This is a genomic window from Pseudomonas peli, from assembly GCF_900099645.1.
In the GTDB taxonomy this organism is placed as follows: Bacteria; Pseudomonadota; Gammaproteobacteria; order Pseudomonadales; family Pseudomonadaceae; genus Aquipseudomonas; species Aquipseudomonas peli.
On record NZ_FMTL01000011.1, the window covers coordinates 18,123 to 28,882 of the forward strand.

The following is a 10,760-nucleotide window of genomic DNA, read 5'->3' on the forward strand; positions in this document are numbered from 1 at the left end:
CAATTTTGATTGATAAGAAAGCGCCCCATCCAGGGCGCATATTTTTGCTTATGCGGCCTTCGATCCTTTGAAATAGCCATAGGCTTTCTGAGCGCCACGCATGGCAGCAGGGGCCATGCCTGTTGCAGCTCCACGGGAGCCGTCTGCGCCTTTGGCACCGCGACCGTAGATAGAGCGGCCAGCACCGGCCAGGCCACGCCCGACAGAGCTTGCACCGCCACGGAGCGAGCGGAGTTCCCACATATAGCTAATGCCTACGCCACCAGCCAAAGCACCCGCGATGCCGGGCAACTGCATCAGAATCAAGACCATTGCAGCCGACAGAATGAAAGCACCGCCCAGCGAATAGGCGACATTGACGCCGCTTTCAAACTTGACGCCCTCAACGTAACCACCATAAATCGACATCATCAGCCCAAAAACAGCGGAGAAGAGGACGACCAGGAGGACGTAGTTAAGGACTTGCGCGACCCACATTTCAAAGAAGCGGCTTGTTGGTTGCCAAAGCAATCCAACAATGAAAAGTGGGCCGAGGCCGGCGAGCAGTGCGAGCGCGAGCTTAGCAAGGAGAATAAACGCACCACCAATGGCGACGATGACCGCCGTTGCCAGAATGATCATTATCCCGAAGATGCCATACAGCAGGCCGTCAGTAGAAAAGAAACTGGACTGCTGAAAAGCACGGCCAGCCGCATCGAATCCCTTGCCTGCCGCCACGTCGATAATGCTTGCAGCGCCTGCGCCCTCGGTCGGATCGGTGATCAATGCGACCGCAAGTGAGTTGGGCAGCTCAATAATGGCGCTGGCAATTTGGGACTGATAAAGGCCACCAGCAAGCGCCACCGAAACGACAATACCGATACGCAGAGAGCGGGCCAGAAAGTCGAGAATCGGCATATCCACCGCGCCGCGAATAATCAGGATGGCGTAGGCAATAAAGCCAAGCGTCAGGCCAAGTGTTACGAACGGCGTGATGGTTGCTATAGCATTCGCGGATATATCGGACACAAACGCTTGCGTGGCAGTATCCACCTTCTCAAAGAGCGGCGCGAATAACGAGAATGCCATAAATTGACCTCGCTTTACTTGATACTGGGCATGCCAGTGTTATCAGGATCAAAGAGGCTCTTATGCTGGGCCTCTTTGGCGTTTACGCAGTTGGCTTGAATAGCCTCATCGCCTGGGTTATTCGCGCACTGGACTAGCTTTTGTTTGCGGGCATCAGGATTGGCCAAGTAGTAATCGACCGTCATTGTTTCTTCGGTCTTGCACGCAACCAGGAGCACGGCAACAGCAGCAATAAAAAGTCCCTTCATCATCATTTAATCTCCGGCATACCAGTGTTATCAGGGTTGAGAATGTCGCGGTTCATCTGGCGGCGCTGGTCTTCTACCAACTTCTGTTCTGCTGATGCGAGCTGGGAAACCATTTGCAGCTTGGTAGTTTCGTTCTGCACCAAAGCCTGTTCGGCGGCAATACGCGCCTGCAAGTCCTGAATTGCTTTAGGGTCTTGAGCAGAATCAATCTTGGAGATAAGCGTGTTGATATTGGCTAGCCTTTCTTGCGCGCCCTGGTAAGTGTTAATGGCGGCTGCCTTTTCCGCTGCGGCGTTCTTCAGGTAACGCTCATTGAGCGCATCCTGAGTGGTAGAAGTAGTGCCGTTAATTCGCTCGGCATCCATAATCCCTTGGGTAGTGCCATAGCTACCGGAATAAATATCCTGCACGGTTCCGGGAATCTGACCATTTACGCCAGAGGTGTTAGGCACGCCGAGATAGCGAGCGCCAGTAACCAGCTTCTCCATTTCATCCATCTTTTCCCAATGGCGCTGAAGCTCGGTGTACTGCTGTTGCATTTCCATGAGCTGTTGCGCCCACTGCGCCATGGTCTGAACCTGGTTGGCCATGTTCTGCGCGATAGAGGCACCGTCAGTAACCGGGATTTGTGCATTCGCGGCGCAGCTAAATACAGCCGCGAAAGCCAGTGCTGTTGCCTTCATTTTCATTGAACAGTCTCCTTTTCATTCATGGCCCTGGCGCGCTGAAAGAAGTGCGGGAGCCAGGCTTTAGGGTCTTCACCGAACTCTGCAACGCACTGTTCGGAAATTTCAGCAGTTTCAGGAGTGCCCGAGAGGACTAACAGCTCATCGTCAAAACCATAAAGGTTCAACTCAGCAATGGCACAGTTACCGCCCTGTTTAATCAGGAAGCGGCGGCTATCTTCGGCCAGACCTTTGAGCAAAGAGAACTCAGCATCAGTGAGTTTGAATATCTCGGTATAAGTCTTGTAGTCCGCGTCAGGATTCGGCAGAAACAAGAACGTCGCGCACTGGCCGACCAGAGTAGAGGCGATAGGGCTGTTGCCAATATCGTCGGCTTCCTGGGTAGCGAAAACGCAAAGGCCATTCTGTTTACGGATGGTCTTTTGCTTGTTCTTCACCAAGTCTTGGAAATACTCATCTTCCAGCGGCTTCCAGAACTCATCGAACACATAAATAAAGCGGCGACCGTCGATCATCTTTTCAGTGCGATAGATGAGATACATCATGACTGGCCCGCGAATATCCGGTTGCTCCAGGAACTCGGTAACGTCAAAGCCGTAAATCTTGTGCGTGGAAAGATTGAGCGCGTCCGTTGGGTTGTCGAACATCCAACCGTATTCGCCGCCCTCGCACCACTTAAGGAGGCGAGAATGGACGCTGGCAGGGCCGTCCTGATCGTCATTAGCATGGATGGCATGTGGCAGGTTTTGAACAAGAATCGTAAGACGGCGCAAGTGCTTATCGAACGAATCGGCCATGATGGTGTTAATGCCCTGGTCGATATATTTTTCGTCCTGGTGGCTTACCGGGCCAGATGCTGCAACAAGCGTTTTTACAAATCGCTTCAAGAAACTGATATTCGCAGGGGTAGGCTCCATCTGGAATGGGTTGAAACCCGAGCGCTCGCCCATCTTCAGAGGCAAATAACGGCCACCCATCGCACGAATAATTACTTCCATGCCTCGATCTTTATCGAAAGCGCAAATAGTCGGGCCGAATTTTTGCGACTGAGCGAGGGTAAAACCGAGAGTCACTGTCTTACCAGTACCAGACTTCCCGGTGATCATGGTGTTACCCAGGAGCTTCTTGTCGGTACTATTTTGCTCAGGGTTGGAGTAGTGATAATTGAAGTACAGCGGCGTACCGCTGACAGTCTTCAAAATAGTCACGGCTGGCCCCCACGGATTTCCTGCCGGCTTGCCGCTCAGGAAGTTGTGCAGCGGAGACAGCGAGAGGAAATTAAGGGAGGTAATCGGCGCGGGGCGCGGGCGATAGCTGAAGTTAGCAGGGAGCTGAGCCCAAAAGCCGGCCTCTAGTGCTAAGTCAACTTTGGTGTCGATAATGCTTCGATCACTGAGCGAGGCGGATACTTGCGCCAGGTTGTCACGCACTTCATTACCACTATCGCCAAATACGGTGATAGTAGCGTGATGCTCGCCCATAACGAAGTGACCAGAAATAAGCTGGTTAAGAGCCTCGTTAATCTCTTCAATTTGCTCGGTGGCAACGTCCGCCGAGTCGATAAGGTTCTTCTGCTGACGGATCAAGAAGCCCTTGGCCGCATGGCGAGAAAGCGCGCTGAAGCTCTGAGTCAGAATAAACTCAAAGCCACTTTCCATCAGGTTGTTGATTTGGCCTGGCTCGGTATAAGCTGGATAGTCGAAAATTTCACGCTGACCAAAAAAACGAGATGTTTCGTCGTTGCGAATCTCGCCAATTTCGCCCCACTTGCTGAAGAACAGACGATTGCGGCCCATATACTCACAGAAGCGAGTGCGGCAAACAGGCATGCGGTGATGCTCACCATTCACCAGGAACGATAAGAACTCCAGCGCGGAAGAGTAGGCATAACCACCTTCTTCTTTGTCGTCGAGCAATTCGCCTTTCTCATTCAGGCGATAAATGCCCAAATTCTCAGGATCGTACTTGCCGAGGCTTTGCTTGATACGAAGGTTAATGTCTTCGACGGCTTTGATGCATGCACGCTGACGCTCAATTTTAACATCGACGCTATCTTTCTCCATGGCACCAAAGAACGAAAGCACCTTGTCTACAACTGGGCGGTAGACAACTGTGATATACAGATCATTGACCATCAGGTTGTAGCCGCTAAAGCTGGCACGGTACTTTTGATCAAGTTGATCACAGAAAGAGTTTTCAAACTGGCTGTCGGGGTACTCATTGACCCGGCGACGAACGATATGTGACCAAACAGAAACGTGTGCAGTAGCGATGCCACGGAAAAAGTTATTCAGGTCACGACGCCAGGTAGTGACTTCTTCAATAGAGGCGCTGGTGTGCGACCGGCCACCTATTTTCCAGACAGACACGTACTCGGCGGATTTAGTCGAAATGATTTTATCCGTGACGTGGTGCGAATATGGAATAAAGCCAGAAAGCGGCGATTCACTTCGCAGGTGTTTAGTGGCCGGCGTCAAACTCATTGTTTGAATCTCCTTTTCCGGTAGTCAGCGGGGCCATAAGAAGATGCACCCCAATAGCCTTTGTTGCGGTTACGAAACTTTGTTTCGAACCAGAGTCCCCAAATACGAAAAGCCTTGTCGTCAGTCTTTGTGATTTGCGCCATGACAAACCAAAAAGGCAAAACGAGCCCCCAGCACCACAAGCTGATTTTCATAGCGCACGCGGCAACGACGATAATCATTAGAAGCAGTGGAATCATGGGGACACCCGCGACCGTAGGTGCGCGGGTGCAGCCTTTGAACAGGGGAACGGATGCCTGTTCAGAAGGTTCCATGTTCAGTACCTATCAGGTGAAGAACAGGGCGGTAAGTTGGGCGGCAGAACCGGCAATGATGATGCCGATAGCCCAGCGAACGAAGGTGTCTTTCTCAACAAACTTGGTCGCGTAACCGATGCCCAGGGCGAGCAGCGCGATAACCGCGACGGTAGGGATAATGTCGGTCAGCTCAGTCTTGAACGTCTCCATGACGCCCTTGGCCTTGGCCAGACCGCCAGTCTGAGCCATGGCGACTTCGGTAGTTACAGCGAGGCTCAGCGCAACAGCAAAAACTTTGTTTGCGGCGGCGGTGACTTTAGCCAGTGCTTGACGGATTGCCTTTTTCATCGTGTGTTTCCTCTTGCAGTAGAAATTTGCCGTGTTGGACGTTGAATCGTTCTTGCAGAAAAGCGAAAAGCGTTCTCGGATCAGCCCATAGTCTCAATTGCCCCCGTTGTGTTAGCAGTGCGAAGGTTTCCGGTTTCTTAGTGACCGGATCGTCCGCTTCGAAAGTGAAATACCACTCCTTGAGGGAGCGCTTTATTACAACCACGTTTCTTGCCGCGCCAATCTGGAAAGCCAGATCGACGCTTTCCTGTTGTATTTTCTTCATTCTGTATGGCCCTACAGTTGGCTTTCTTTGGTGCCGGGCCTTCCCTTCTAATACTGGTCGTATTCTATCAAAATTGCAATTTTGATAGCAACAACATTTAATCCTTTTCCTCGGCCACAGCATCACTGCGCCCTGCTTTTTCAGGCGGGGCGCTGAAGGCGTCAGCATTGGGTCGAGAGAACGCATCACCGATACCGTCAGGCAGTGGCTTAACAGCATTGGGTGTGGGCGCTTGTTGGACGGAGCCCTGCAACTTCAGGGGCTCCGATGATCCTTTGGCAACAGGTACTAGGGCCGGCACGTCAAGAGTAGCGTTTGCGGCTACTTTGAGCACATAGCCGTTTGAGAACCCGTCGCGGAAATTGCCCGTGTTGTAGCAGGACAGCGCAGCATGGAGAGCCGCTTGCTGATCGGTATAACGACCTTCAGCACGCTTGAAGCAATCGGTAATCACCTTTGCAGCGCCTGCCAGGTTCTTGCATGGGTCGAAGAGGTCAGCGACCGACATACCAAGCCAATCGAGGTTCTTGACGTTGACCTGGCCGAAACCACCATCGAAGTTATAACCGTTGGTCTTTAGCCAATTTGCGGTAGCAATAGCCTCTTCCCTGTTGGCCGGTTGGCGAGGGAGGCGGACGCCTTTGGCGTTGATACCGATAGCAAAAGGATTGGCCCCGGACTCATGGCGAACAATGGCCGAAAGCGTATTGAGGTGGACACCTGGGGCGCATTGCGCCGCCAGGTTTGGGAAATCCACAGACTCAACAGCAAAGACATTGCCGGCGCAGAGCGCGAGAGCAGGAAGCAGCAGGCGTTTCATAGGCCGCGAACGCCGCCGAACTTGTCACCGATTTTGGAGACGATTCCAGAATCACCACCAGGGCATTTTTTGAGCTGTTTATCACGTTCCTTGGCGGTTCGGCTTGGGCTGAACTTACCTTTTTTGGTCTTGATGATACTGAAGTATTTTTTCTCGTAAGATGAACACTCCGAACCACCATCACCACCCAGGATTCGACCGCCCAGGCAAAGAACCATGCCGCAGGCGTCATCGTTGGCCTGAGCGGTTCCGGTGGAGAGGATCAAAACAGAGGTTGCGGCAGCCAGAAAGGCAGAGATTTTTCGTTTCATGTGTCACTCCTTCGCGGTTTATTTACAATCAAATTTGCAAATTTGATTGAAATGGTGCGGACAAGAAACGATAATGTCAATAGGCGTCCTTGCCGACAGCCGCGCATTTTACTGGATACAGGACAAAATTGCAGCGATGAAGAATGACGACTGGTTGGCATCATTGCAGATTGCCACTACTGATAAGCTGAAAGAATGGCGTCAGGCTATTGACTCGGAACTGAAGAAACGAGAAGGCCGGGAACGCGCAGAGGCGCGTAAGAAGATCAAGGAACTGGCTGAAGCGCACGGGATAGACCTTGCCACGCTGGCACCATCGGGCGGCGGCAAGCAGGAACCTAAGTACAGGAACCCTAACGATCAGTTTCAAACGTGGTCGGGAGTTGGCAGGAAACCCAAGTGGGTGGAAGCGTGGCTAGCAGCAGGCAAGCCGCTGGAAGAGCTGGCAATTAACTGAGCTGCTGCCGGTCAGGTGGACTTGTCCAGGTGAACGGCAGGAGCCGACAAGCCGCTAGCGGCGCGTCAGATAGGAGATCGAGCAGATGAACGAGAAGAAGACGGCACGGATTTACGATATTGGTACTGGTCGCCTTGCGCAGCCTCGCCAGGCCGCGAACGACGACACCCCCGCAAAAACAGGCGGTGGCGGCGGCTTTGAGCAGGAAGAGCAGCACGTAAAGGGCAACCCGGTGATCCGTTTCTTTCGCCACCTGGCTTTCCTGGTGCTGATGTGGCTGCGCGGGCCGATCCGTTTTTTCCTGGGCGTGGTCGGCGTGCCGGCGATGCTGGCAATTCCGCTTGTCGGCCTGGGCCTGGAATCCCCACAGAAGACGGAAATCGTGCTGGGTCTGGTTGCACTGAGCTTCGGGGCTTTCGTCCTGCGCTGGCTGTACGACTCGCTGCTGATTTGGCTTTCGCCTGAACCTGTTTTCTTCAACTCATGATAAGGACGTGCAATGCCTGACGATAAAGAACTGAAACAGAGCCTTGATTCGCTGAACAATTCTCTAGGAGAAATAAGCAAGTCGCTCAGCGTTCTATCGGCAATGAAGATCGCTGAAGAGTTCTATACCAAGGAAGAACGAGCGGAGTTTTACAAAGAATACGAACAGCGCTTAGAGCAAGCAGAAAAAGCACGGGCCGCGCTTCATGAAAAAGCACGGGGCGGGCCGAGTGAAGGCGGAACGACCCAGGAAATGATGGACATTGCATCGAAAGCAAATGACTTTGTGATGGATTGCAGAAAGAAAAACCCGGCGCTTGTAACGCTATATCGACATAGCAAGTAAGCACTAAGTAACGAAGAGCCGGGCAATCTCCGGCTTTTCTTTGGCCGGCTAACGCGCTGCGCTTGTTGGCTACCGCAGAATTGGTGAACAAGTTCACCAACCCAGCAGCAGCTCGCGGTAAAAACGGAGCGCCCCATAGGAAGGGAAGCACTGTTGATTACTTTATAGGAAATAAGTCATGCAACCTACGCGGATAATATGTAAACAACCAGATGCAATTGGCGGCGACTATGCGACGACAATTCTCCCAGAAGATCATCAGGGGCCGGTATCACTGGTAGTGAGGAACAGCAAAGGTAAACGCGCTATTGAGGCGACCTTCCCCACACTGAAGGAGGCGAACACAGCAGCGTGTTATGCAGTCTCCCCAGGCGGCGGCTATAGCGAAGTCGAGATAATCGATGGAGCTGGGCATCCGGTTACGCACACAGATTGGCAAGAATGGGCTATGTAGTTCGAGGAAACAGCGTAAAGCCGGGCATTGCCCGGCTTTTCTATGCCTGGCTAACGCGCCGTGACCGTTTGAGTACACCCAAAATGGGATAGCGTGCGCAATGTCCCCTAAATGCCTATTTACAACCCAAACAGGGACATAGTTAAATAGCGACACCAAACAAGGACAGGAGCACCAGGAACATGCCTCGCTATCACATTCACTTTATGTCGAGCACGCACGGAGAAGCAGCAAACCGACACACAAGGCAAGTCGATATTTCTAAGCCCATTGAGTACGACACGGACATTGCAGCAGTCCAGGAATGGGCGGCAAAGGAAGTCGGTGCAGAGGAAGCAACCCTAATTTCCTGGCAAGAGCTGAAAGGCGCAGTGAGGCCAGAAGATGGCCAGTGATGCAGCTGAAGCAGCAATGGCCGAAAAGATCGAGCGACTAGAGCGGGCAAATGCAGCGCTGCAAGAAGAGCTACAGCGTGCCCGCACAGAGAGCTTAAACGCCATGCTAGGCCCCCTGCGTCTAAAAGAAATCGTCCTGGTCTACCTGGGCGACGAGAGCCGGGACCAGATAACGGAAAGGCTGGCCAAGGAGTACGGTTCTGCGATTGCAGCCGAGGCAGCAAGGCATTTGTTTATCCTGGGTGCATCGCCGCTGTCAGATGAGCAGCGGCAAGCGGTGCGCTCAGCAGCCAATCGCGGCATGAACAGGTGGTGAACGCAGCATGATTATCCGTGCATACCTACGAGCGAGCACCCGCGACCAGGACGCCAACCGGGCGCGTGAGCAACTGAAGTCCTTTGCCATCGAGCACGGGGCCAGGGTGACGACTTACTACGTCGAGAACGCTTCAGGGGCGAGCATCGAGCGCGCCGAGCTTCAGCGTCTGCTGGCAGAGGCTGGCGAGGGTGACATTCTGCTGGTGGAGTCCATCGACCGCCTGAGCCGGCTACCGCAACCAATGTGGGAGGCGCTAAAGCGCCAGATCGGACAGGCCGGGCTCCAGGTTGTAGCGGTAGACCTTCCAGTGACGCATGCGGCGCTGAAGCCGGCCACCGAAGGCACAGAGGCATGGCTACAGAAGGCGGTCGCACAGATGCTGGTCGAGTTCATGGCCGCGTTTTCGCGCAAGGACTACGAGCAGCGCAGAGCGCGCCAGGCGCAGGGAATCGCAGAGGCGAAGAAAGCCGGCAGGCTTCGCCCGCGTCAGCCAAACCTGAAGCTGTACGCGAAGATCATCGAGGCCAGAAAGACGCATTCAATCCGTGCGACAGCGCAGATGCTTAACACATCGAAGGGAACAGTCGAGCGAGCCCAGGCATGGGCACGCGAGGCGCTACAACAAGAAGGAACACAGGTATGACAGACATAGTGCCGCTCGGCAGACGAATCGACAAGATGATCAGCGAGAGCCTGGCCATCGAGTACGAAGACGCCAAGAGCGCAGGCATGCTGGGTTATATGGCGCGCTCACTGGTGCAAGCCACCCTCCCCCATACAGACCCGAAACAGAGCTATTTCGAGCGCACAAACGGGATAGTGACCCTTTCGATAGTCGGTCGCCCGAGCATCGGGATTCCCTATGGTTCGGTGCCTCGGTCGCTACTGGCGTGGATCTGTTCTGAGGCAGTTTTGACACAGAGCCGAGAGCTTGAGCTGGGCCGGTCGCAATCAGAGTTCCTGGGCAAGCTGGGCATGAGCAACGATGGCCACTACATCGGGGCACTGAAGAAGCAGGCTCACCGCTTGTTCTCTTCCATGATTTCACTCACCGGCACCACTGATAGCGAGCTGGGCCTAGAAAACATGGTGATTGCCAAGCGGGCGTTTCTGTTCTGGAATCCGAAGAAGCCAGAAGAGCGCAGCTTGTGGGAAAGCACGTTGACGCTGACCAGCGACTTTTTCGAGGACGTGACCAAGGCACCTGTTCCGGTAGATTTGCGGGTGTTGCACCACCTTCGCCAGTCGCCGCTGGCGATGGATATTTACACCTGGGCCTGCTACCGCCAGTTCCTGCTGAAAGCAAAAGGACAGGGCATGGTGAAAATCCCGTGGGTGGCTCTAATGGCTCAGTTCGGATCGAGCTACGGCACGAAGTCGCAGGAAATAATCACCGACGAGAAGGCGCTGAAAAAGAAGGAAGACCAGGCAGTCAGAAACTTCAGGCACAACTTTATGAAGCGTCTGAAGGAGGTAGGGATTTTCTACCCCGAGCTGGATGACGGCATCGAGGACACGCCGCGCTTTCTGGTGATGAAGTCGGTGAAGCTGCACATACCGCCTCAGTTCAAGAAAACAGGGTTGCCATAACGGCAACGGAGAGAATCAAGCCCCGCACACGCGGGGCTTTTTGTTGGGCATAACCCTTGGGATAAGAGCACTTATCCACGTGAAATCGCTAACGCACCCTCAACGCTAGGCGCAGCAAGGGGTAGAGCCAGATTGTCAAAATCTATCCACGTGAAATCGCTAACGCGGGCACGTGAAATCGCTAACGC

At 53.6% G+C, this 10,760-nt stretch carries 15 protein-coding genes; 6 read left to right on the forward strand and 9 right to left on the reverse strand.

Annotation, left to right across the window (positions count from 1 at the left end; genetic code table 11):
- Positions 1 to 48: 48 nt before the first annotated feature.
- The 9 genes from BLO50_RS21095 to BLO50_RS21135 form a co-directional block, all read right to left on the reverse strand.
- Positions 49 to 1,068, reverse strand: a complete 1,020-nt coding sequence (locus tag BLO50_RS21095; RefSeq protein WP_031943275.1) for a TrbL/VirB6 family protein — start codon at positions 1,066 to 1,068, stop codon at positions 49 to 51.
- Between the two features lie 14 nt (positions 1,069 to 1,082).
- Complete coding sequence (locus BLO50_RS21100; RefSeq protein WP_031943274.1) at positions 1,083 to 1,322, reverse strand: EexN family lipoprotein; 240 nt, start codon at positions 1,320 to 1,322, stop codon at positions 1,083 to 1,085.
- Entirely contained in the window at positions 1,319 to 2,005 is a 687-nt protein-coding gene (locus BLO50_RS21105) for a TrbJ/VirB5 family protein (protein ID WP_090256247.1), read from the reverse strand. The genes BLO50_RS21100 and BLO50_RS21105 overlap by 4 nt, the downstream gene beginning before the upstream one ends.
- On the reverse strand, positions 2,002 to 4,485 hold the full coding sequence (locus BLO50_RS21110; protein ID WP_090256248.1) for a VirB4 family type IV secretion/conjugal transfer ATPase: 2,484 nt from the start codon (positions 4,483 to 4,485) through the stop codon (positions 2,002 to 2,004). Before BLO50_RS21110 ends, BLO50_RS21105 begins: the two co-directional genes overlap by 4 nt.
- Positions 4,482 to 4,799, reverse strand: coding sequence for a VirB3 family type IV secretion system protein (locus tag BLO50_RS21115; RefSeq protein ID WP_090256249.1), 318 nt, complete (start codon positions 4,797 to 4,799; stop codon positions 4,482 to 4,484). The genes BLO50_RS21110 and BLO50_RS21115 overlap by 4 nt, the downstream gene beginning before the upstream one ends.
- 12 nt (positions 4,800 to 4,811) lie before the next feature.
- Entirely contained in the window at positions 4,812 to 5,129 is a 318-nt protein-coding gene (locus BLO50_RS21120) for a TrbC/VirB2 family protein (protein ID WP_031943270.1), read from the reverse strand.
- A complete protein-coding gene (gene korA / locus BLO50_RS21125; RefSeq protein WP_031943269.1) occupies positions 5,098 to 5,394 on the reverse strand; it encodes a KorA family transcriptional regulator in 297 nt (98 codons plus the stop codon). The genes BLO50_RS21120 and korA overlap by 32 nt, the downstream gene beginning before the upstream one ends.
- Positions 5,395 to 5,491: 97 nt before the next feature.
- Complete coding sequence (locus BLO50_RS21130) at positions 5,492 to 6,214, reverse strand: lytic transglycosylase domain-containing protein (protein ID WP_090256250.1); 723 nt, start codon at positions 6,212 to 6,214, stop codon at positions 5,492 to 5,494.
- On the reverse strand, positions 6,211 to 6,525 hold the full coding sequence (locus tag BLO50_RS21135; RefSeq protein WP_031943267.1) for a TrbM/KikA/MpfK family conjugal transfer protein: 315 nt from the start codon (positions 6,523 to 6,525) through the stop codon (positions 6,211 to 6,213). Before BLO50_RS21135 ends, BLO50_RS21130 begins: the two co-directional genes overlap by 4 nt.
- Before the next feature lie 73 nt (positions 6,526 to 6,598).
- Between BLO50_RS21135 and BLO50_RS21140 the strand changes: the two genes are divergently transcribed.
- From BLO50_RS21140 to BLO50_RS21170, 6 genes are all read left to right on the forward strand, one after another.
- Positions 6,599 to 6,982: an H-NS histone family protein gene (locus BLO50_RS21140; protein WP_208597451.1), complete on the forward strand. Its 384-nt coding sequence runs from the start codon at positions 6,599 to 6,601 to the stop codon at positions 6,980 to 6,982.
- An 85-nt stretch (positions 6,983 to 7,067) separates the two neighbouring features.
- Positions 7,068 to 7,469, forward strand: coding sequence for a hypothetical protein (locus BLO50_RS21145; protein WP_090256251.1), 402 nt, complete (start codon positions 7,068 to 7,070; stop codon positions 7,467 to 7,469).
- A gap of 12 nt (positions 7,470 to 7,481) precedes the next feature.
- Positions 7,482 to 7,814: a hypothetical protein gene (locus BLO50_RS21150; protein ID WP_090256252.1), complete on the forward strand. Its 333-nt coding sequence runs from the start codon at positions 7,482 to 7,484 to the stop codon at positions 7,812 to 7,814.
- Between the two features lie 838 nt (positions 7,815 to 8,652).
- Positions 8,653 to 8,979 (forward strand): hypothetical protein, encoded by a 327-nt coding sequence (locus BLO50_RS21160; RefSeq protein ID WP_090256254.1) that lies wholly within the window; start codon positions 8,653 to 8,655, stop codon positions 8,977 to 8,979.
- A gap of 7 nt (positions 8,980 to 8,986) precedes the next feature.
- A complete protein-coding gene (locus BLO50_RS21165) occupies positions 8,987 to 9,625 on the forward strand; it encodes a recombinase family protein (protein ID WP_090256255.1) in 639 nt (212 codons plus the stop codon).
- Positions 9,622 to 10,572, forward strand: coding sequence for a replication protein RepA (locus BLO50_RS21170; protein ID WP_167354492.1), 951 nt, complete (start codon positions 9,622 to 9,624; stop codon positions 10,570 to 10,572). Before BLO50_RS21165 ends, BLO50_RS21170 begins: the two co-directional genes overlap by 4 nt.
- Positions 10,573 to 10,760 lie beyond the last annotated feature (188 nt).